This is a genomic window from Lentzea sokolovensis (assembly GCF_033949975.1).
In the GTDB taxonomy this organism is placed as follows: Bacteria; Actinomycetota; Actinomycetes; order Mycobacteriales; family Pseudonocardiaceae; genus Lentzea; species Lentzea sokolovensis.
Map to the genome: position 1 here is coordinate 209321 of NZ_JAXAVU010000015.1, position 21480 is coordinate 230800.

The window sequence follows — 21480 nt, forward strand, 5'->3', positions numbered from 1 at the left end:
CTCGGTAGCCGTGAGCACCGCATACGGCATCGGCCTGGCCACTGTGACCCCGGACGGCACCGTCCTCGACACCTGGTACCCGTCCCCCGCCCTCGGCGACACGGCGGAACTCGGCACCGTCCGCGTGTCGTCCGCCGAGATCGCGGAAGCGCTCGGCGAGGCCGCCGCGAAGCTGCTCGGCGAGGACCTGGAACGCGGTGTCGAGGTCGTCGGCGTCAAGGTCGTCATCGACCTGGAAGCCGCCCCGGAGAACACCTACGACATCTGGCTGCGCCTGCACCTGCTCAGCCACCGCCTGATCAAGCCGCATGGCGCGAACCTCGACGGCATGTTCGGCCTGCTGACGAACGTCGTGTGGACGAACCACGGCCCGTGCGCGGTCGACGGCTTCGAGCAGACCCGCACCCGCCTGCGCCTGCGTGGCCCGGTGACGGTCCTCAGCGTCGACAAGTTCCCGCGCATGGTCGACTACGTCCTCCCGTCCGGTGTCCGCATCGGCGACGCGGACCGGGTCCGGCTCGGCGCCCACCTCGCGTCCGGCACCACGGTCATGCACGAGGGCTTCGTGAACTTCAACGCGGGCACGCTCGGCAGCTCGATGGTCGAGGGCCGCATCTCCGGCGGCGTCGTGGTCGGCGACGGCTCGGACGTCGGCGGCGGCGCGTCGATCATGGGCACCCTGTCCGGCGGCGGCAAGCAGGTCATCAGCATCGGCGAGCGCTGCCTGCTCGGCGCGAACGCCGGTCTGGGCATCTCGCTCGGCGACGACTGCGTGATCGAGGCGGGCCTCTACATCACCGCGGGCACGAAGGTGACGCTGCCGGACGGCGAGGTCGTCAAGGCGGTCACTTTGAGCGGACAATCGAACCTGCTGTTCATCCGGGACTCGGTGACCGGCACGGTGAAGGTGAAGCCCCGGAAGGGCACCGGCGTCGAACTGAACGCCGCGTTGCACGCCAACGACTGAGGACGCGAAACTCGGTGTCTGGGGCCCGGTCTGCGAAGGCAGACTGGGCCCTTGCCAACTCTAGGAGGTGCACGTGCTGAAACAGCGACTTGAGTTGAACGCTCGCGCCGCGATCGAACGTGCCCTGGAGGGGGCCCAGTCCGAGGACTCCTTCGTGGAGTTCAAGACGCAGTGGCCGATCGACCACGGCAAGGCCGCCCGGCAGATCGCCGCGCTGTGCAACGCCGCGCGCGGGTCGGAGGCCATGTGGATCGTCGGCGTCGACGAGAAGGGCCGCTACGTCAAAGGTGCGCTGGCCGAGGAGCTGTCGAGCTGGTGGCCCCGGGTCGAGAGCCACTTCGACGGCGTGGCACCGGGTCTGACCACCGTCGCGTTCGACTGGGCACGTGGCCGCACGGTCGTCGTGCTCAGCCTGCAGACCGACAACGCGCCGTACGTCTTCGTCACGAAGAAAGAGCCGTACAGCAGGGAGATCCCGTGGCGCTCCGGTGAACGGACTCGGTCCGCGCGCCGCAGCGAGGTGCTGGAACTGCTGGTGCCCAAGCTGGACATGCCCGGCTGGGAGTTCGTCAGCGCCCGCGCGACGCTGAGCCAGCACTCGCCGACGCTGCGGTTCGAGGGCGACCTCTACCTGGAGACGAACCAGCCGTTGTCGTTGCCGCACCACCGATGCCACTCGTACGCGACGTACGGGCTCGACAGCGAGACGGTCGACCTGGCGTTCAGCTTCCGCACCAACACGCGGGACGTGCGGGCGGTCGAACGCGTCGTGCGGGTCGCGGAACCGGCGGTGCTCCACGTCAGCGCGGACGCCGACGTGGAACTGGACGCGTTCTCCGACCTCTGGGACCTGCACTGGCACCTCGTGCTCGGCCTCGGCCTGAGCGGCGAGGAGATCAGCACCAGCGTGCGTCTGACGACGGACGCGGTGCCGCCCAACCAGTTCACCCGCAGGGTCTGGTCGGCCCTCAAGCCTTGAGGCGTTCCACAGCAGCGGCGATCCGCTCGTCGGTGGCCGTGAGCGCGATTCGCACGTGCTTCTCGCCTGCCGGTCCGTAGAACGTGCCGGGTGCCGCGAGGATGCCGCGATCGGCCAGCCACGAGATCGTCTCCCAGGCGTCCTCACCGCGCGACGACCACAGGTAGAGCCCCGCCTCGGAGTGCGACACGGTGAACCCGGCCGCCTCCAGCGCGGGCTTGAGCACCTCACGCCGGGCCAGGTACCGGGACCGCTGCTCGGCCACGTGCGCGTCGTCTTCGAGAGCGGCGCGCATGGCCTCCTGCACCGGCCGCGGCACGATCATGCCGGCGTGCTTGCGCAGTTCGAGCAGGCCCGCGATCAGCTCCGGGTCGCCGGTGACGAACCCGGCCCGGTAGCCCGCGAGCGACGACGACTTCGACAACGAGTGCACGGCGAGCACACCGTCGAAGGAGTCCACAACGGACGGATGCAGCACCGACACCGGCGCGGAGTCCCACGGCAGCGCGAGGTAGCACTCGTCCGACGCCACGATCGCGCCGACCGCGCGTGCGGCGGCGACGGCGGCACGCAACTGCTCGGCCGACAGCACTCGGCCGGTCGGGTTCGACGGCGAGTTCAGCCACACCAGCTTCGTGCCGGCGGGCGGCGGTTCCCCGTCGGCCAGGCGCACGACCTCGGCCCCCGCCATCAGCGCGCCCACCTCGTAGGTGGGGTACGCGACGGCGGGCACCGCGACGACGTCACCCGGCCCGACACCGAGCAGGGTGGGCAGCCACGCCACGAGCTCCTTGGAGCCGATCGTGGGCAGCACCGCGGCCTCCGCGACCCCGACGATCCCGTACCGGCGCTCCACCGCGGCGACGAAGGCCGCGCGCAGCTCAGGAGTGCCGTGGGTGGTCGGGTAGCCGGGGATGTCGGCGACCGACGACAACGCGGACTGGATCACCGCGGGAACCGGGTCGACAGGGGTGCCGACCGACAGGTCGACCACGCCACCGGGGTGCTTGCGCGCCTTGGCGGCGTGGCCTGCCAACAGGTCCCACGGGAAGTCCGGCAGCGCCGGGCCCCTGCGGTTGATGATCAATGCCCCTCGGCCTGCGGCGCGAGGACCTTCACGAACTCCGGGTCGGCGCTGACCTTGCCGACCTTCGACGCGCCACCGGGCGAGCCGAGCTCGTTGAAGAAGTCGACGTTCGCCTTGGTGTAGTCCTTCCACTCATCGGGGACGTCGTCCTCGTAGTAGATGGCTTCCACCGGGCACACGGGTTCGCACGCGCCACAGTCCACACACTCGTCGGGGTGGATGTAGAGCATCCGGTCGCCTTCGTAGATGCAGTCGACAGGGCACTCTTCGATGCAGGCCTTGTCGAGCAGGTCCACGCACGGCTGGGCGATCACATAAGTCACTGCGCTCTCCAACTTCATCGGTCACACCGCGCAAGCCGGAGAGTACGCGGCACGTTCGAGTATCACCCGGTCAGGCTTGCCTTAGCTGTGCGGTGTGCCACGTCACAACTCCTGACCGGAAACTCCCTCGCCAACATAGTCAGGATGGACGTGTGCACACCGTGGATCACCTGGAATCACTCTGCGCGCGAGCATGGCCCGTCCTGGCAGAAGTTCCGCTTGGAGACTGGTTGATGCGTGCCGCCGACGGCTTCACCGGCCGCGCCAACAGCACGTTGACCTGCGGCGATCCCGGTATGCCGATACCGGACGCGTTGAGGGCCGCTCAAGGGTTCGCCCGCGAGCACGGCATCAAACCCACCGCCCACGTGATCAAGGGCTCACCACCGGAACCCGAGTTCGCCGCCGCGGGCTGGATCGTCGATCTGGATCACCCCGGCGGGGCGGAGTCGCTGGTGATGACCGGTCCGCTGGAGAAGTTCGCCGACGGCGTAGCCGAGAGCCGTGATGTTCCCGGATGGTGGGAGCTCACGGCCGGATCCGAGGTCTCCGCCGCCCAGCGGCACGTCCTCGGCAGCGGCGGCAACGTCTGCTTCGCCTCCATCACCGAGGACGGGGTCGTGATCGCGGCTGTGCGAGGCGCCGTGGTCGACGACGTCCTGCACGTCGCCCGGCTCGCCGTGCGGCCGTCACATCGCCGTCAGGGCCTCGCACGGCGGCTCATGGGCGAGCTGGCCGGCTGGGGCCTCGCTCAGGGCGCCACGACGTGCGTGCTGCAGGTCGCCGAGCACAACGAACCGGCGATCCGGCTGTACGAGGAACTCGGCTGCACCGAGCACCACCGCTACCGCTATTGGATCCCGGCGGTCTCGTAGAGGCCGGGCCGGTTGGCCGCGTTGCGCGCCATCACGGCCCCCACGGCCACCGCACCCGTCAACGCGCCACCGGCGAGCAACAACAACCCGCGCCAGTCCTGCAGCAGCAGGACGGGGCTGCCCGCGGCGTAACCGGGCTCGAAGTAGCCGAACACCATCAGCGTCGCGAACCACACGAGCAGCGGCAGCGCGGCGGTGAAGACCCGTTCGGACAGCGAGGCCGCCCACGACACCAGCAACGGCGTCGTGACGGCGGCCACCACGATGGTGATCGGGAACGGCCAGTCCCCCAGCCTCGGCAGCAGCGTGCCGTCGAAGCGCAGGGGCAGGAACATCGTTTCCAGCACGGCGAGTGCTGCTGCCTCGACGCACAGGAGCAGCAGGAAGACGACTCGCCAGCTACCGGTCACCCAGGCCTCCGAAAAGATCCGTGGCCGCACCCTCCGGTGAGCCCTTCGCGAGCACGTAGTACTCGGCACCGACCAGCGGCTGCGCGATGTCGTTCGACAACGCGTATCCGCCGTCCCACACACTGACCTGCGTCGAGTGTGCACGCAAAGCGCGGCGCTTGGCCGTCAGGTGCTCCGACACGTCGACAACCGTTGTGATCTCTTCATCCGGCGTCACCGGGAGCTCGCCGGGCTCGGGCAGCCGGAACGCCTCGGGGACGTTCTCCAGCGCGGCCACACCGGCGTTCGTGGCGTCGCGGGACGTCACCGCGTAGAAGACCCGCTCGACCTCGGAGACCTGGGCGCACGCGGCGACCGTGATCTCGTGCGCGCGGATGTGATCGGGGTGGCCGTAGCCGCCGAACGCGTCGTAGCTCACGACGACCTGCGGCTTGACCTCGCGCAGGATCTCGACCAGCTGGGCGGTCTGGTCTTCGAGCGATCCCTGGACGAACGCGCGCGTCTTCGCGTTGGACGGCACGTCGACCATGCCGGAGTCGCGCCAGCGGCCGATGCCACCGAGAAATCTGTGGTCCGTCACGCCGAGCGCGGCGCAGGCTGATCTCAGCTCGCCCACTCGGTACCCGCCCAGCTGGTCGGCGGCGTCGGCGGCGAGGTGCGCCAGCGCGGGCGGGATGATCTCGCCCTCTTCACCCAGCGTGCAGGTGACGACCGTGACGTGCGCGCCGGCCGAGGCGTAGCGCGCGATGGTGCCGCCGGTCCAGAGACTCTCGTCGTCCGGGTGGGCGTGCACGAAGAGCAACCGTGGTGGGGCAGTCAGCGTCACCGGAAAAGAGTAAAGGCCGCCCTCATCAGTTGATAAAGGCGGCCTTTGCTAAACATCTCACTTGGTCGGCGAGGCTCTTAAACGACCGAACGTTCCTCGGCGAAATGGCAGGCGGACAGCGTTCCCTCCGGTCCGCCGCGCCTTTCCAGCTTCGGTTCTTCGGTGGCGCAGATGTCCTGCGCCTTCCAGCACCGGGTGCGGAAGCGGCACCCCGACGGCGGGTTGACCGGCGACGGCACGTCACCCGTCAGAACGATCCGCTGCCGCTGGCGTTCCTTCTTCGGGTCCGGCATCGGCACCGCGGACAGCAACGCCTGCGTGTACGGGTGCATCGGCTTGCCGTAGATGGCTTCCCGCTCGCCCATCTCGATGATCTTGCCGAGGTACATGACCGCGACCCGGTCGGAGATGTGCCGCACCACCGAGAGGTCGTGCGCGACGAACAGGTACGCGAGCCCGAGCCGTTCCTGCAGTTCCTCCAGCAGGTTCACGACACCGGCCTGCACCGAGACGTCCAAAGCGGACACCGGCTCGTCCAGCACCAGGAACTTCGGGTTGAGCGCCAGGGCGCGGGCGATGCCGATGCGCTGCCGCTGACCGCCGGAGAACTCGTGCGCGTAACGGCTGCGGTGCTCGGGGTTCAGGCCCACGAGCTCCATCAGTTCGTTGACCCGCCGCTGCACGCCGCCCTCGACACCGTGGATCACCAGCGGTTCCGCGATGATGTCGTTGACCTGCCACTTGGGGTTCAGCGACGCGTACGGGTCCTGGAAGACGATCTGGATGTCCTTGCGCAGCGGCCGCAACTGCTTGGCGCTCATGGACGTCAGCTCGCGGCCCTCGAACTTCACCGAGCCCGAGGTCGGCTTGTGCAGCTGCAGGATCGCGCGCCCGGTCGTGGACTTGCCGCAACCGGACTCGCCGACGAGGCCGAGCGTCTCACCGGGGTGCAGCGTGAACGACACCCCGGACACGGCCTGCACCGAACCGGTGTTGCGCGGGATGATGCCCTTGCCCCGCACGGGGAATTCCTTGACGAGGTCGGTGACCTCCAGCAGTGGCGCGGTCACTTCGCCTCCTCATCCTTCAGTTCGGTGATCAGAGAACCGTGCACGGCCGTCACTTCGAGCGACTCGTCGGGGTTGGCCGCGGCGAACGCGGCCGGGTTCTCCACCGTGCCGATCTCGTCGTGCAGGAACAGCTTCTGCGGCTGTTCGAACGTCGCCAGGTGCTCCCAGCGGTGGCACCGCGTCGTGTGGTTCGCGGCGCCGGCCTCCTCCAGCAGCGGTTCCCACTCGTGGCACACGTCGGTGACGAGCGGGCAGCGCGGCGAGAACGAGCAGCCGGTCGGCAGGTTCACCAGTGAGGGCGGCGCGCCCTTGATCGGGGTGAGCCGCTTGCCCAGGGTGGCCGGGTTCGGGACCGAACCCAGAAGTCCCACCGTGTAGGGCATCCGCGGCCGTTCGAAGACGTCGTCGACCGGGCCGGACTCGACCACGGTGCCGCCGTACATCACCTGCACGCGGTTGACCATGCCCGCGACCACGCCGAGGTCGTGCGTGATCATGACGATCGCCGCGTCGGTCTCGGTCTGGATGCGCAGCATGGTGTCGAGGATCTGCGCCTGCACCGTCACGTCGAGCGCGGTGGTCGGCTCGTCGGCGATGATCACGCTGGGGTCGTTGATGATCGCCATCGCGATCACCACGCGCTGCCGCATGCCGCCGGAGAACTCGTGCGGGTACTGGCTCGCACGCTTGTCCGGCTGCGGGATGCCGACCAGTTCCAGTGACTCGACCGCCTTGGCCCACGCCGCCTTCTTGGAGACGTTGTGGTGCGCGCGATAGGTCTCGGCGAGCTGCCACCCCACGGTGTAGACGGGGTTCAGCGACGTCATCGGGTCCTGGAAGATCATCGAGATGTGCTTGCTGCGGAACGGCTGCATCTGCTTGTAGCTGCGGCCGTTCAGCTCCTCGCCGCGGTAGCGGATCGAGCCGTCGATGACCGCGTTGCGGGGCAGCAGGCCCATGATCGCCATGGAGGACACGGACTTGCCGGAGCCCGACTCGCCGACGATGCCGAGCACGTCGCCGGCGTTGAGGTCGAACGAGACGTTGCGCACGGCGCGGACGTCACCGTCGTCGGTCGGGAAGGTGACCGACAGGTCCTTGACCGACAGCAGCGGTGCGGTGGTGTTGGAGGGCAGGAAGTCCTCCGACAGTTCGGAAACAGTGGTCATCAGGCACGCACCTTCGTCTGCCTCGGGTCGAACGCGTCGCGCAGACCGTCACCGATGAAGTTGACGGCCAGCGAAAGCGACACGAGAACGATGAACGGACCCCAGAACAGCCACGGCCGGTTCATGAACTGCCCGTAGTTCTCCAGCACGATCACGCCGAGCGAGGTGTCCGGGGGCTGGACGCCCAGTCCCAGGAACGACAGCGCGGCCTCGGTGAGCACCGCGGACGCGATCGCCAGCGTGGCGTTGACGGTGATGCTGCCGATCATGTTCGGCACGAGGTGCTTGAAGATGATCCGCGAGGTCGAGGCGCCACAGGCCCGCGCCGCCTCGATGAACTCCCGCTGCGCCAGGGAAAGCGTCTCACCGCGCGTGATGCGGGCGATCTGCATCCAGGCGAAGGCGGCGAGCACCAGCGCGACCACGTACCAGCTGCCGGAGAACCCCTTCACGACGATCGCGGCGACCGCGATCTGCGGGATGATCAGCAGCAGGTCGACCAGGCGCATCAGCGCCGTGTCGACGAAACCGCGCAGATATCCCGCCAGGGCACCGAAGATCACGCCGATCGCGGTCGCCAGCGCGGCCACGATCAGGGCGATCTGCAGCGAGTAGCCGGTGCCGCGCATGAGCAGCGCGAGCATGTCCTTGCCGACCTGGGTGGTGCCGAGCGGGTGGGTGCCGCTCATCGGCTGATAGGACTTGCTGGTCACATCCTCGTAGTCGTACGTCCAGATGAACGGCCCGAGGAACGCGAACAGCACGAGGAAGATGAACACGCCGAGGCTCACCATCGCGAGCCGATGGCGCAGGAAGCGCCGCAGGACGAGTTGGCCCTGTGTGCGGGTCTTGGAGGCGTCGAACTCGTGGGAGTCCGACTGGGGAGCGCTGTTCACCACGCCGCCCTCGGACGCCAGGTTGATGTTAGCCAAGGCGAATCCTAGGGTCGAGGACGCCGTACACGATGTCGGCGAAGAGGTTGAACAGCACGATCAGGGTCGCTGTGACCGCGAGCCAACCCATCAGCATGGGCGGGTCGAACTGCCGCACGGAGTTCACCAGCAACGTGCCCATTCCGGACCAGCCGAACACGGTCTCGGTGATGATCGCGCCGGACAGCACGGCCCCGAAGTTCAGCGAGAACAGCGTGGCGACGGGGATCAGCGCGTTGCGGAACGCGTGCTTGAAGATCACGCGGCCCTGCGAGATGCCCTTCGCCCGCGCGGTGCGCACGAAGTCCGAGTGCAGGATCTCCAGCATCGAGGCGCGTTCGAACCGGCTGTACGCGGCGAAGCTGATCAGCATCAGCGCGAGCGTCGGAAGCAGGAACGTGCCGGTGTACTTGAAGATCACTTCACCGAAGCTGCCGCTGAAGCCACCCGGCCGGGGGCCCGCGGTGGTGAGCCAGCGGTCCAGCCCCATCGACTCCAGGACGTTGTTGAACTGGATGCCGTAGTTCTTCACGATGACCGCGACGCAGAAGATCGGCATCGAGAACATGAGGAACGCGGTGCTGGTGGCGAGGTAGTCGAAGATCGAGTACTGGCGCACGGCGGCGAGCACGCCGACCGAGACACCCAGTGTGAGAGCGAGAAGCTCGGCGCCGATGACGAGGCGTCCGGTGGTCCACAGCGCGTCGGTGACGGCCGGGAAGACAGCGGTCTTGGCCTGACCGAGGGCGATGCTCTGGCCCCAGTCTCCCGACAGGAAGTCGGTGAGCCAGTTCCAGTAGCGGACGATCACGGGCTGGTCCAGGCCCAGCGCGATTTCCGCGGCCTTGATGTCGGCCTCGGTGACACCGGGCCGGAATCGCATTTCCGCCAACGGGTTTCCGGCGGTCGCGACGAGGACGTAACAGGCGAAGCTGCCGATCAGCAGGATGGGTATGGAGATCAGCAGGCGCCGGATGATGTAGCGGATCACGGGCGGGCTCCTAGGGGGCAACCCGGCTCGGGCGGGGCCGGACTCGTGGTCCGGCCCCGCCCGGTCAGGCGTTGCGCACTTCAGCTGATGAGCTAAGGCGAATTACTTGGTCTGCCACTCGTTGGCGTTCCACAGCGCGCCGTAGTAGCTCTGGAAGTACACGCGGTCGAGACCCTTGAAGGCCCACATGTTCGGCATCTGGAACAGCGGGAGCGAACCGTACGCACCGGCCAGGGCCTGGTCGGCCTCCGACCAGTACTTCAGCGCGTCGGAGATCGACGTCTGCGAGACGGCCTGCTTCATGGCCTCGTCGGCCTTCGGCACGGTCAGGTTCTGCCAGTTCTGGCCACCACCGGTCTCGTAGATCGACTTCTTGCCGCCCTTGAACGGCGAGCTGGACCACGCGAACAGGGCGACGTCGTAGTCACCCGCGGAGACGCGCTCGTCGAGGAAGTTCGGGTCGGTGTCGTCCTTGACCTCGATGCCGGCGTCCTTGCACTGGCCCTGGATCAGCTCGACGGTCTGCTTGCGACGCGGGATGTCGGTGTGGCTGATCCGGAAGGAGGCGCGGACGCCGTCCTTCGCGAACACGCCGTCGGCACCCTGCGCCCAGCCGGCGTCGGTCAGGATCTTCTTCGACTCGGTCGCGTCACCCTTGGCCTTGTCCGCGTAGACGTCCTTGTAGCCCTCGTCCGTCGGGAAGAAGACCAGGCTGCCCATCGGCTTGGCGTCGGACTGGACCTCGCTGATGAGCTTGTCGATGATGTCCTGGCGCTTGACGCACATGAAGAAGGCCTTGCGGATCTCCTCCTTGGCCAGCACCGGGTTCTTCATCTGGATGTCGAGGTGCTCGAACGACAGGCCGGGGCCCGCGCCGAACGTCACGCCCTGGGCGTTGAGGCCCTTGAGCTTCGTGGCCGCGTTCGCGTCCGGCTGCGCGAAGGAGTTGACGGCGAGCTCGCCGTTCTCCAGCGCCTGTGCCTGCGCGACGGGGTCCGGGATCGCCTTCAGGACGATCTTCGCGGGACCACCGGGCTTGCCGGACCACTTGGCGTTGCGCTCCAGGGTCACCGACTGGTTCGGCTCGAAGCCGGTCAGGACGTAGGGGCCCGCGCCCGGCATGAGGTCCTTGGTGAAACCGTTCCACTTCTCGTTCCAGAAGTCAGCGATCTTCTGGATGTCAGCGGCGGCGGTGTCCTTGTTCACCTTGGTGATGTCGGCGACGCCGGTGTTCTTCTCGAGAATGTGCGCCGGGAGGACATCGTTGTTGAACATGTCCTCGTAGTCCGGGTACGGAGCCGAGAACGTGCCGACGAACGTCTGGTCGTCCTTGCACTCACCGGTCATCAGGTCGTACCCGGTGGTGCCGGCCGGCTTGAAGAACTTGGCGCCGTCGGCCTTCTTCGCCGAGTTCGACTGGGTGAACCACGCCATGTAGATGTCGTCGCAGTCCCAGGCCTCGCCGTCGGACCAGGTGACGCCCTTCTTCAACTTCCAGGTCACGACCTGCGGAGACTTCGAGGTGACCTCGATCGACTCCGTGGTGTCCTTGTTCAGGATGACCTTGTTGTTGCCGTTGATGATGTGCACGCCAGGCTGCACGAGCGTCAACGCGAACGTGTTGTAGGACTGGTTGGCGTCCTCCGTCGCGTTGTTGTACGAAGTGAACGGCTTGTCGGTCGACACGACGACCTGGTCGCTCTGCTTCGTATCCGGCGCGGTGTAGCCGTCCGCGGACTCACCGCGAGCCGTCGCCATCTCCGCGACCGTGGCGTCGCCACCGTCAGCGTCGCTGGTCCCGCCACCGCCACCACAGGCACCCAGCACGAGAGACGCGCTGGCAACCAGCGCGATCGCCGGAAGTGCTTTGGATCTCCTCATCGACACGTGCCCTCCTAGCACTGGGCGGCCGCTGCCAGGTCGGCATGCACGCCCATAACCGTGATGTGCCATACGCGCCCCGAACCGGCACATCGTGGGCAGCACGGTAAGAACCCGTGGAGGTGGTGGTCACTACCTGAGAGGGGGATCGTGACCCAATGGAAACAGGTTGTTGCAGGCCGCGATGGCCCGATTACCGGGCGCCAGCGTTCGTTGACCGGGCGCGCGGAATTCTGTCAACGAGAACGGCCGAAAGTAGCAACGCGCAAAGGATTCGCGCAACGCGATTTCCCACCCGTCGGCTACTTGTCGAGACGCCGCCATTCGGGTGCACCGCTGAGCACGCCCGCCAGGGGTGCCCCGGTGTCGACACCTGAAACCGCCGACGGCAGAACTCCGAGCAGATCGACGATCTGGAACAGCGGTACCGAAACGGCCTGAGCCGCGATCAACGGCTCGACGCGGGCCAGCACGTCGGACACCAACGTCTTGCCGTTGAGCGCGGCGTCGATGTCGGCCTGGATCGCCGGGTCGCAGAAGCCGGCGATGTTCTGCGGGCTGGGCGTCGCCCCGTCCGGAGCGTCACCGGCACACCCGTACTCGCTCGCGAGCGCCGCCGCCGAGTCGCCCGCGTCCACCCGCGGGACGACGGCGATGTCGATGTCCTTCTCGGTCAGCTGCTTGCTGAAGAGGTCCTCGGCAGGGGGCGTGACGACCTCGGAGTCGATGCCCCGGTCCTTCAGCTGAGCCTTGATCCGGTTCGCGATGGCGGCGTACGGCTCGACCTTCTCCGGCGCCGCGATCCGGAGCTTGAGCGCCTTGCCGGACTTCTGCCACTCGGTGCCGGCCTTCACGTACCCGGCCTCGGTCAGCAGCTGGTCGCTCGCCGCCGCGTCGAGCGTGTTCGCGGTGATCGTCTTCACGTACCCCGCGCGACTGGGCGGCACCACGTACGAGTCGGCCCGGAACGGCGTGCTCGGCCCGCTCTGCGTCCCGGACGCGATGAGCGCCTCACGATCGAGCGAGGCCACGATCGCCTTGCGCGTCTTGACGTCCTTGAGCTGCTCGCTCACGGGCCGCAGCAGCACCTGCACGACCTCGTTGCGCGGCACGGGTTTCGTGGCGACGTCCTTGATCGTCTGGAACAGGTTCACGTCCGCCGCGTCAGCCCTGAGAAGCGCGGCCTGGTTGTCGCCTTTGGACAGTGACTCGGCCATGGCGCTGTGCGTGGCCCGGCGGATGACGACCCGGTCGAGCGTCGTCGGCGTCTCCCAGTACCGGTCGCTGCGTTCGAGCACGACCTCACCGCGCGGCTCGTCGAGGCTGCGCATCTGGAAAGGCCCCGCGGTGGCGGGAAAGCCGGTGGACAGCACGTTCGACCACGTACCGGGCGCGTCCTTGAGCAGGTGCGCGGGCAACAGGTTCGAGAAGAGGCTTCGCCACCCCGGGAACGGCTTGCCGAACGCGACCTCGACGACCTTGCCGCCCTCGCGCGCGCTGATGTTGTTGATGAGCCGGTAACCCGCCGGATCCACAACACCGGGTTCCGTCCGCATACGCTGCCAGAGGTAGTAGAAGTCCTCGGCGGCGATGGGAGCGCTGTCCGACCAGCTGGCGTCCTTGCGAATCGTGTAGGTGACCGTGAACGGCTCTGCCTTGGTGACCTTCGCGCTCACCATGAGGTTCCGGTCGAGCTGCGGAGCGCCGTCGTTGCCTGGCCGGAAGGGACTGGGCAGCAACAACGAACTCAGTGCCGTCGTGATGGGACTCTGCGCCGCGAGGGCGTGCGGGTTGTAACCACCGGCCACGTCGTCCACGCCCACCACGATCTCGGTGACCTTGGGCCCGGTGGTCGTGATGACAGGCGCCTCGGACTTCGCGACCAGGGGCGGCGGAGGCGCGTTCGTGCACGCCGCGGCTGTGCCGCACAGAACGGCAGCAGCAAGCACTCCCCCGAGTCGCCTCATGGTCCTCACATTGCCAGAAGGTTGGTGGTGGCGTTCGGGCAACCCAGGATTTGTCACCCGTGCCACTGAAAGGGACGTGGCGCGCGGTCGCGGGGTTGCTCGCCCGGTGGGTACTACGGCTCACCTGGTCGGGTGGTTCGACCTGGATACCGTGCGGTCGAGGCGGCGAAACCCTTCCAGCGCCGGTGTGACGCGGCGTTGGCGGACGACTACGCGTGGGGCTTCGGTCAGGAACCCCGGCGCGAGCGCCAACACGCTCACGCGGGCACCCACACGGCCCTGCACATGACAAAGGGCGGCCAGGCCATCGCGGCCCAGCCGCCCCTGTCGGGCGTTATGTCAGCGTCGTGCTCAGCCGCGCGCCTTGAGACGCGAGCGCTCGCGGCCGCGCAGGTTCGCGTCCAGCGTGACCTTGCGGACGCGGATGACCTCCGGGGCCACCTCCACGCACTCGTCGGACGCGCAGAACTCCAGCGCCTCCTCCAGCGAGAGCTTGCGGGGGCGGGCCAGGGTCTCCATCACGTCGGCCGTGGAGGAGCGCATGTTCGTGAGCTTCTTCTCACGGGTGATGTTGACGTCGAGGTCCTCGGCGCGCGGGTTCTCGCCCACGACCATGCCCTCGTAGGCGTCGGCGCCCGGCTCCACGAAGAAGGTGCCGCGGTCGGCCAGCTGGATCATCGCGTAGGCGGTGATGGAGCCGGTGCGGTCGGCGACCAGGGAACCGTTGTGGCGGGTGCGGATCTCGCCGGCCCACGGGGCGTAACCCTCGGAGACGGCGTTCGCGATGCCGGTGCCGCGGGTCTCGGTGAGGAACTCCGTGCGGAAGCCGATGAGGCCACGCGACGGAACGACGTAGTCGAGCTTGATGCGGCCCGTGCCGTGGCCCGACATGTTCTCCATGCGGCCCTTGCGGTTGGCCAGCAGCTGCGTGACGGCGCCGAGGTGCTCCTCGGGGCAGTCGACGGACAGGCGCTCGAACGGCTCGTGGATCTTGCCGTCGACCGTGTGCGTGACCACCTGCGGCTTGCCCACGGTGAGCTCGAAGCCCTCGCGGCGCATCTGCTCGACCAGGATGGCCAGCGCCAGCTCGCCGCGGCCCTGCACCTCCCAGGTGTCCGGGCGCTCGGTCGGGAGCACCTTCACGGACACGTTGCCGACGAGTTCGGCGTCGAGACGCGCCTTGAGCACGCGGGCGGTGAGCTTCGTGCCGCCGTTGCGACCGGCCAGCGGCGAGGTGTTCACACCGACGGTCATCGAGATGGCCGGCTGGTCGACCGTGATCCGGGGCAGCGCCTCGGGGGTCTCGGCGTCGGCCAGCGTGTCACCGATGGTGATGTCCGAGATGCCGGCGATGGCGACCAGGTCACCCGCACGGGCGAACTCGGCCGGGACGCGGTCCAGCGCCTCGGCGATGAGCAGCTCGGTGATGCGGACCTTGACCGGCTCGCCGTCCTCGCGGCACCAGGCGACGGTCTCACCCTTGCGCATCGTGCCCCGGTGGATGCGGCACAGCGCGATGCGGCCGAGGAACGTCGAGGCGTCGAGGTTCGTGACCAGCGCCTGCAGCGGCCCGTTCACGTCGACGTGCGGCGCGGGGATGTGGTCGAGCAGCACCTGGAACAGGACGTCCAGGTTCTCCTCGTCCGGCTGGCCGCCGTCCTCGGGCTGGTTCAGCGACGCACGACCGGCGCGCGCAGAGGCGAAGACGACCGGCAGGTCCAGCACGGACTCGTCGGCGCCCACCTCGGTCGCGAGGTCGAGCAGCAGGTCGTGGGCTTCCTCGACGACCTCGGAGATCCGGGCGTCGGGACGGTCGACCTTGTTGACCAGCAGGATCACCGGCAGGCCGGCCGCGAGCGTCTTGCGCAGCACGAAGCGCGTCTGGGGCAGCGGGCCCTCGGACGCGTCGACCAGCAGGACGACGCCGTCGACCATCGACAGCGCGCGCTCGACCTCACCGCCGAAGTCGGCGTGGCCGGGGGTGTCGACCACGTTGATGATCACGTCGCCGTCCGGTGTGTGCCTGCGCACAGCCGTGTTCTTGGCGAGGATCGTGATGCCTTTTTCGCGCTCGAGCTCGCCGGAGTCCATGACCCGGTCGACGAGTTCGGCACGCGCGGAGAAGGCGCCGGACTGGCGCAGCATGGCGTCAACCAGGGTGGTCTTACCGTGGTCGACGTGCGCGACGATCGCGACGTTTCGCAGGTCAGTTCGCGTCTGAAGGGCAGACGCGGTGGCCGTGGGCACGCGGAACTCCTAGAGCTTCGAAGGCGTTGGAGGGGCTCGCGCCAGACACGTCGATGCGCACAGCCGTTTCCGATACTACCGGCTGCGTCGCCATTACCACACAAGACTGCCAGTGAAGTGAGCCTCACCTACTCTAACCAAACGTGTCGGAGTGGAGTGCAACCAGTGGGTAAGAAGCTCAAGAAGAAGTGCTGCCGGTCGAAGCCCCAGTGCAAGCGCTGTCCGGTCCCGTTCCTGCTCAAGGAGCGTGACAAGGCCCGCAAGAAGGCTGCCAAGAAGGCTGCGAAGGCCGGCAAGAAGGCGTTGAAGAAGGCCGCTTGAGCACCGCCGAGGCCCGTGCGCATCTGGACAGGGCGCTGGAACTTCTCCAGCGTCACTCGATCGAGAGCGCGAAGGCCGACTGGCCCGCCTTGCGTGCCGAAGCTCACGTCGCCATCGCCTCGGCGAACGGGCCCGAGGGCACCTGTGAAGCGATCCGTCACGTGATCGCCACCCTCGGCAACCCGCACACCCACCTGATCACGGCCCAGCGCGCGGCCTCGTCTGCGCGGAGAACCGTCCCGACTGGTCGGTTGATCGAACCAACCGGTCGGTCACCTGAGCCAACCGGTCAGTTACCTGAACCAACCGGTCGGTCAGCCGGACCGACCAGTCAGTTACCTGAACCAACCGGTCGGTCAGCCGGACCGACCAGTCAGTTACCTGGACCAACCGGTCGGTTAACCGGGCCGACCAGTCAGGCACCTCGACCAACCGGTCCGTCAGCCGAGCCAACCAGCCGGTCACCTGGACCAACCGGTCGGTTGCCTGGGTCAACTGGACGGTTGCTCGAACCAACCAGCCGGTTACCTGGACCGACCGGATGGTTGCTTCTGCCCGAGACCGACTCCCGCAACGGCAGGGCGTACGTCACCGCCGGCCTGACCGTGCTGCGCGGCCTGATCGCGGGCCGACCGACCGGTTGGGTGGTGGACCTGCGCGGCAACCGGGGCGGCGACATGCACCCGATGCTCACGGTGGTCGCCCCGCTGCTCGGCGAGGGCGAGAGGGGCAGGTTCATCGGCCCGGACGGCGACCCGACGAGCTGGGGTGTCCGCCGCGGGCACGTCTACAACGGCGGCAACACGGCGTTCCGGTGGCGAAGGGTCCCGGCCGCGCGCACCGAACCGGTGGCGGTGCTCACCGACCGCCACACCGCGAGTTCGGGCGAGGCGGTGCTGATCTCGTTCCTGGGCGCGCGCAACGTCCGGACCTTCGGCGAACCGACGGCCGGCTACGCGACGGCGAACCAGACGTTCAAGCTCGAAGACGGCTCGCGGCTCGCGATCACGACCGCGTACATGGCCGACCGCACCGGCCGGACGTACGGCAACGAGCCGATCGCCCCGCACGAGCACGCGACGAACCCAGACGGCACCCACGATCGCGTGCTCGACACCGCGATCGCCTGGCTCGCCCAGCAGGCCTAGTGCTGGAGCACGGCCTCGTTCAGCTTCACGAGTTCCGGCGCCGTCCGAGTCGCCTCGAACTCGCAGATCTCGTACTTCACCAGTTTCTGCTCGGCCCACGGGTCCGTGGCGAGCAGCGCCTCGAGCTTGCCCCGGGGCATGGGCCGCGTGATGATCACGCCGCCCGTCCTCGACACCTGACGCCCCGAAGCGAGGAACAGGCCCCGCTCGTACTGCTTCTCGACCCAGGCTCGGTGGTCGGGCAGGGCGTAGTCGATCTGTTCCAGTGGCGCGGCGTACTTCAGCAGCACGATGAACATCCTTCGACGGTAGCCCTATACTGGGCGACGTGCGCACTCTGAACGCCTTCTGGTGGGCCGCCTTCAGGCGGCCGGAGTAGCTGCGCGCGGACATCACCGCTGACGCACACACAGGCCGCCCCCACGGGCGGCTTTTTTGATGCGTTCGTCCGGGGCGGTCCTTCGAACGGAAGGACCAGCAAAATGATCCGTCTCTCCGCCATCACCCCGTCGGGCCAGCCCACGTTGGGCAACTACCTGGGTGCGCTGCGCACGTGGGCTCGTGAGGGCACCCACGAGGACGTGTACTTCATCAGCGACCTGCACGCGATGACGTCGTCGCACAATCCGCAACGTCTGCGATCCCTGACGCGCGAACAGCTCGCCGTGCTCATCGCGTCCGGCATCGACCCGGCGAGCGTGTGCGTGCAGAGCGACCTGATCCGTGAACTGGGGGCGCTGAACTGGGTGCTGGAGTGCACCTGCACCTACGGCGAGGCCGCGCGCATGATCCAGTTCAAGGAGAAGTCACTGGGACGGGAGTCGGTGCGGCTGAGCCTGCTGACCTATCCGGTGCTGATGGCCGCGGACATCCTGTTGCAGGGCACCGCGGAGGTCCCGGTCGGCGAGGACCAGCTCCAGCACGTCGAACTGGCCCGCGCGCTCGCCCGGCGCTTCAACCACGCCTACGGCGACGCGTTCATCGTGCCGACCGCGGTGGTGCCGAAGGTGGGGGCGCGCATCAAGGACCTCTCGGATCCGGCGCGCAAGATGGACAAGTCGGCGCAGAACTCCGCGGGCGTCGTCTTCGTGCTCGACGCGCCGGACCTGGTGCGGCGCAAGGTCCGCAGGGCCGTCTCGTCCACCGACGGCATCGCGAACCTGACCGAGATCCTCAGCTCCTGCACCGGGAAGGAGCCGGAGGACTACACGAGCAGGTTCTCCGACCTCAAGGACGTCGTGGCCGAAGCGGTGATCGAAGAGCTCAAGCCAGTACGCGACCGCACGCTGGAGCTCCTCGCCGACCCGGCCGAACTGGACAGGATCAGGGAGGCAGGCGCGGAACGGGCCCGCGACCGCGCCCAGCACCGGCTGAACGCGGCCCTGCGCCTGTCCGGACTCAGTTGAGGAGCTGCTGAAGGGCCGGCACCAGCACCCGGTCCGCCGGCAGCCAGTCCAGGCCGGCCAGCTCGCCGGCGGTGAGCCACCGGACAGCGTTGTGCTCCAGCGCTTCCGGCTCACCGTCGGCGAGCTCAGCCGCGAAGATGCGCAGCACCATGTCCTTCTTCAACGGCACGTCCGGCCCGATGTGCTCACCGACGACGATCGTCGCACCGAGTTCTTCCACGCATTCGCGCACCAACGCGTCCGCGGGCTTCTCACCGGGCTCGACCCGGCCGCCGGGCAGTTCCCACTGTCCCGCATGGCTTTCCGGGTAGGACCGCTGCTGCGCCAGCAACCGTCCATCCCGGACGATCGCGGCCCCCACCACGACCCGCGCAGTCCGCAGCTCCTCGCACCGCCGCGCGAGCAGCGCCGAGCGCTTCTCCAGCACCCGCAACGCCATTCCGCGCCCGACCGTCATGTCCGCGAACCGCCCGACGACGCCGCGCACGGAGGTCCAGCTCACCCGGTCGATCACCATCGTCCCGGCACCGGTGGCCACGAGATCCGTGTGCAGCTCCAGGAAATCGCCCGCGGCCGACACACCGGACAGATCAGCACGGGTGACCGTCAGCCGGACCCCGAACGGCCCGACGAGCACATCGCCGAGACACAGCAGGGGACCCGGGACCCCGACCCCGAACCCCGTGATCAGCGACGTGTCCAACAGGGCACCCGCAACAGCGGCAACAGGCGCGTCGACCAGCGCCGACGCTCGCAACTCTGGCACCAGAGCTTGCTACCAGGACGGCCAGCGGATCTCCAAACGCGCACCACCGGCAGGTGACTCCGCGGCACGGACGGATCCACGCCGCCGCCCGACGAGATGCGCCACCAGCGCGAGCCCGAGACCGAACCCGCCGGAGCGGCGCCCGCGGTCCTCCTCGACCCGGTAGAACCGGTCGAACACCTTCGTCCGGTGCTCGGCGGGAATCCCGTGCCCGTCGTCGTCCACGAGCAACCGCACGTCCCGCCCGACCGGCACCAGCGTCAGCGTGATCGTCGAGTACGCGTACCGGGCGGCGTTGCGCAGCAGGTTGTCCAGCACCAGCTCGACCTCGGACCGCGTGGCCGACACCAGGCACGCCGACGGCGGCGCGGTCAGCCGGACCAGCAGGTCGGTGTCCAGCCGGGAGATCGCCGACTCGGCCTCCAGCACGAGGTCCACCGCTTCTGCCCGCGGCGGTGCCCCGGTGTCCGCCCGCGCCAGGATCAGCAACGACTCCACCAGCGCGCTGAGCCGGATCGACTCCTCGACCACGGACTCCAGCACCTCGATCGAGAAGTCCGGATCCGGATGCGCCACGGCGACCTCGGCCTGCGCCCGCACCGACGCGACCGGCGACCTCAGCTCGTGCGCCGCGTCGCCCGTGAACCGCCGCAACCGGTCCGACGCCTCGTCGCGCCTGGCCAGCAACGCGTTCAACGCCTCGGCCAGAGCCTGCAGCTCGTCCCGCGCGAGCGGCACCGGCAACCGTTCCCCGTGCGGCAACTCCGCCGCCGCGACCCGCATCCGTTCGACCGGCCGCAACGACGACCGCACCGACAGCCAGGTCGCGATCCCCACCAGCCCCGCCACCAGCACCGCCGCGACGGCCAGCCAGCGCGTGCCGAGCGTGTTGGCCTTGCCGTAGCCGAGCAACGTGCTCGCGTAGACCTCCAGGCGAGGCGTCCCGTCCCCGGAGAACACCACCTGTCCCCGGAACCTGAGCGCGGACTCCCCGTCCATCCGCAGCACCGGCTCGCCGGACCTCAGGGCCCGGATGTCCTGAGCTGTCAACGGAAGCGGCGGCTGACCGTCCACCGGCGTCCCGGACACGTCGAGCACCCGCGGCGGCGACTTCTCCAACTCCTGGTCCACCGCCGTGATCTGGATCAGCCCGATCAACGCCGGCGCCAGCCCGGTGAACGCCAGCAGGCACAGCAACGCCACCCCCGTGGCCACCACGGTGATGCGGAAGCGCAACGTGCGCCGCAACCACCAGCGGCGAGGGTTCACTTGTTGCCCAACGCGTTGTCCAGGTCCGGAGTCGACGCGATGTACCCGTGCCCGCGAATCGTCCGCACGACCTCGCCGGCCCCCACGGCGTCGAGCTTGCGCCGGAGGTACCCCACGTAGACCTCGACCGCGTTGCGGGTGGCTGCCTGCTCGTCTCCCCAGACGGTCCGCAGCAGCTCGTCCTTGGTCACCACGGACCCCGCCCGCGACGCCAGCACGTCGAGCACCGCGTACTCACGCGGCGACAGCGACACGTCCTGCCCGGCCCAGGTGACCTCGCGCAGGCCGCGGTCGATCACCAGCTGGCCCAGCGTCAGCCTCCGGCGAGCCCCGCCGCCGCGTCGCAGCAACGCCCTGACCTGCGCGACCAGCACCACGAAGCTGAACGGCTTGACCAGGTACCCGTCGGCGCCGAGATCCAGCCCGTCCGCCTGGTCGACCTCGCCGTCCTTCGCCGACACCATCAGCACGGGCGTGCGCACCCCGTCGGCCCGCATGCGCTGCAGGATCCGGTACCCGGACAGGCCGGGCAGCATGATGTCGAGCAGCACCACGTCGAAGGCCCCGGTCAACGCCACCCGCAACGCCGTGGGCCCGTCGGAGGCGGTGACGACCTCCATGCCCTCCGCCGACAACCCGCGCTCCAACGCGCGACGTACGCCGACTTCGTCGTCCACGACCAGCACTCGAGGCTTCACGGGTCACAGCATGACGCGCACGGCTCTCAGCCGCGCGCAAGATCTCAGCCGACTCTCAGAAATCGTTCTGCGGCAGGCACAAAACCGCAGGTGGGAGTAGTCTCAGCACCATCTCAGCAACCCACCACCAAGCTATGAGTACAACCCT

The 21480-nt window shown here is 68.4% G+C and carries 21 protein-coding genes; 6 read left to right on the plus strand and 15 right to left on the minus strand.

Annotated elements, in window-relative coordinates:
* Positions 1-10 precede the first annotated feature (10 nt).
* Both dapD and SK854_RS39360 read left to right on the plus strand, forming a co-directional pair.
* Entirely contained in the window at positions 11-967 is a 957-nt protein-coding gene (gene dapD, locus SK854_RS39355) for a 2,3,4,5-tetrahydropyridine-2,6-dicarboxylate N-succinyltransferase (protein WP_319980230.1), read from the plus strand.
* A 73-nt stretch (positions 968-1040) separates the two neighbouring features.
* Positions 1041-1946 carry a hypothetical protein gene (locus SK854_RS39360; RefSeq protein WP_319980231.1) on the plus strand — a complete coding sequence of 302 codons (906 nt, stop codon included), beginning with the start codon at positions 1041-1043 and terminating at the stop codon, positions 1944-1946.
* Here the strand turns inward: SK854_RS39360 and dapC are convergent.
* Entirely contained in the window at positions 1936-3027 is a 1092-nt protein-coding gene (dapC, locus tag SK854_RS39365) for a succinyldiaminopimelate transaminase (RefSeq protein ID WP_319980376.1), read from the minus strand. The genes SK854_RS39360 and dapC overlap by 11 nt on opposite strands.
* Positions 3028-3029: 2 nt before the next feature.
* Positions 3030-3356, minus strand: a complete 327-nt coding sequence (fdxA, locus tag SK854_RS39370) for a ferredoxin (RefSeq protein WP_030480843.1) — start codon at positions 3354-3356, stop codon at positions 3030-3032.
* A 161-nt stretch (positions 3357-3517) separates the two neighbouring features.
* Between fdxA and SK854_RS39375 the strand changes: the two genes are divergently transcribed.
* Positions 3518-4231, plus strand: a complete 714-nt coding sequence (locus SK854_RS39375; RefSeq protein WP_455032269.1) for a GNAT family N-acetyltransferase — start codon at positions 3518-3520, stop codon at positions 4229-4231.
* Here the strand turns inward: SK854_RS39375 and SK854_RS39380 are convergent.
* From SK854_RS39380 to typA, 9 genes are all read right to left on the minus strand, one after another.
* Positions 4207-4641 (minus strand): hypothetical protein, encoded by a 435-nt coding sequence (locus tag SK854_RS39380; RefSeq protein ID WP_319980233.1) that lies wholly within the window; start codon positions 4639-4641, stop codon positions 4207-4209. The two genes, SK854_RS39375 and SK854_RS39380, sit on opposite strands and share 25 nt — an antisense overlap.
* Positions 4631-5467, minus strand: a complete 837-nt coding sequence (gene mshB, locus SK854_RS39385; RefSeq protein WP_319980234.1) for an N-acetyl-1-D-myo-inositol-2-amino-2-deoxy-alpha-D-glucopyranoside deacetylase — start codon at positions 5465-5467, stop codon at positions 4631-4633. Before mshB ends, SK854_RS39380 begins: the two co-directional genes overlap by 11 nt.
* Positions 5468-5544: 77 nt before the next feature.
* On the minus strand, positions 5545-6537 hold the full coding sequence (locus SK854_RS39390; protein ID WP_093602475.1) for an ABC transporter ATP-binding protein: 993 nt from the start codon (positions 6535-6537) through the stop codon (positions 5545-5547).
* The gene (locus SK854_RS39395; RefSeq protein ID WP_319980235.1) at positions 6534-7706 is read right to left on the minus strand and encodes an ABC transporter ATP-binding protein; all 1173 of its coding nucleotides are present in this window, start codon (positions 7704-7706) and stop codon (positions 6534-6536) included. Before SK854_RS39395 ends, SK854_RS39390 begins: the two co-directional genes overlap by 4 nt.
* Positions 7706-8638 (minus strand): ABC transporter permease, encoded by a 933-nt coding sequence (locus tag SK854_RS39400; protein WP_406601883.1) that lies wholly within the window; start codon positions 8636-8638, stop codon positions 7706-7708. The genes SK854_RS39395 and SK854_RS39400 overlap by 1 nt, the downstream gene beginning before the upstream one ends.
* On the minus strand, positions 8631-9629 hold the full coding sequence (locus tag SK854_RS39405; RefSeq protein WP_319980236.1) for an ABC transporter permease: 999 nt from the start codon (positions 9627-9629) through the stop codon (positions 8631-8633). The genes SK854_RS39400 and SK854_RS39405 overlap by 8 nt, the downstream gene beginning before the upstream one ends.
* Before the next feature lie 102 nt (positions 9630-9731).
* Positions 9732-11510, minus strand: coding sequence for an ABC transporter family substrate-binding protein (locus tag SK854_RS39410; protein ID WP_319980237.1), 1779 nt, complete (start codon positions 11508-11510; stop codon positions 9732-9734).
* Positions 11511-11812: 302 nt separating this feature from the next.
* Entirely contained in the window at positions 11813-13477 is a 1665-nt protein-coding gene (locus SK854_RS39415) for an ABC transporter family substrate-binding protein (protein ID WP_319980238.1), read from the minus strand.
* Positions 13478-13828: 351 nt separating this feature from the next.
* Positions 13829-15724: a translational GTPase TypA gene (typA, locus tag SK854_RS39420; RefSeq protein ID WP_319980239.1), complete on the minus strand. Its 1896-nt coding sequence runs from the start codon at positions 15722-15724 to the stop codon at positions 13829-13831.
* Between the two features lie 165 nt (positions 15725-15889).
* Between typA and SK854_RS39425 the strand changes: the two genes are divergently transcribed.
* Together SK854_RS39425 and SK854_RS39430 are read left to right on the plus strand one after the other, a co-directional pair.
* Positions 15890-16045 carry a hypothetical protein gene (locus SK854_RS39425; RefSeq protein WP_319980240.1) on the plus strand — a complete coding sequence of 52 codons (156 nt, stop codon included), beginning with the start codon at positions 15890-15892 and terminating at the stop codon, positions 16043-16045.
* A gap of 545 nt (positions 16046-16590) precedes the next feature.
* Positions 16591-17193, plus strand: a complete 603-nt coding sequence (locus SK854_RS39430; protein WP_319980241.1) for a S41 family peptidase — start codon at positions 16591-16593, stop codon at positions 17191-17193.
* Here SK854_RS39430 and SK854_RS39435 read toward each other — a convergent pair.
* A complete protein-coding gene (locus SK854_RS39435) occupies positions 17190-17492 on the minus strand; it encodes a YciI family protein (protein ID WP_319980242.1) in 303 nt (100 codons plus the stop codon). The genes SK854_RS39430 and SK854_RS39435 overlap by 4 nt on opposite strands.
* Before the next feature lie 183 nt (positions 17493-17675).
* Here SK854_RS39435 and trpS point away from each other — a divergent pair, with 183 nt between their 5' ends.
* Entirely contained in the window at positions 17676-18599 is a 924-nt protein-coding gene (gene trpS / locus SK854_RS39440; protein WP_319980243.1) for a tryptophan--tRNA ligase, read from the plus strand.
* Here trpS and SK854_RS39445 read toward each other — a convergent pair.
* Genes SK854_RS39445 through SK854_RS39455 form a run of 3 tightly spaced genes read right to left on the minus strand, consistent with a single transcriptional unit; the run spans position 18592 to position 21332 of the window.
* Complete coding sequence (locus tag SK854_RS39445) at positions 18592-19365, minus strand: (deoxy)nucleoside triphosphate pyrophosphohydrolase (protein ID WP_319980244.1); 774 nt, start codon at positions 19363-19365, stop codon at positions 18592-18594. The genes trpS and SK854_RS39445 overlap by 8 nt on opposite strands.
* A gap of 9 nt (positions 19366-19374) precedes the next feature.
* Positions 19375-20634, minus strand: coding sequence for a sensor histidine kinase (locus SK854_RS39450; RefSeq protein WP_319980245.1), 1260 nt, complete (start codon positions 20632-20634; stop codon positions 19375-19377).
* Positions 20631-21332 (minus strand): response regulator transcription factor, encoded by a 702-nt coding sequence (locus SK854_RS39455; RefSeq protein WP_319980246.1) that lies wholly within the window; start codon positions 21330-21332, stop codon positions 20631-20633. The genes SK854_RS39450 and SK854_RS39455 overlap by 4 nt, the downstream gene beginning before the upstream one ends.
* Positions 21333-21480: the final 148 nt, after the last annotated feature.

Coding starts and splice junctions, on each gene's coding strand:
- SK854_RS39395 (WP_319980235.1), bottom strand. CDS start 7,706: ATGACCACTGTTTCCGAACTGTCGGAGGACTTCCTGCCCTCCAACACC.
- SK854_RS39410 (WP_319980237.1), bottom strand. CDS start 11,510: ATGAGGAGATCCAAAGCACTTCCGGCGATCGCGCTGGTTGCCAGCGCG.
- SK854_RS39415 (WP_319980238.1), bottom strand. CDS start 13,477: ATGAGGCGACTCGGGGGAGTGCTTGCTGCTGCCGTTCTGTGCGGCACA.
- SK854_RS39435 (WP_319980242.1), bottom strand. CDS start 17,492: ATGTTCATCGTGCTGCTGAAGTACGCCGCGCCACTGGAACAGATCGAC.
- trpS (WP_319980243.1), top strand. CDS start 17,676: ATGATCCGTCTCTCCGCCATCACCCCGTCGGGCCAGCCCACGTTGGGC.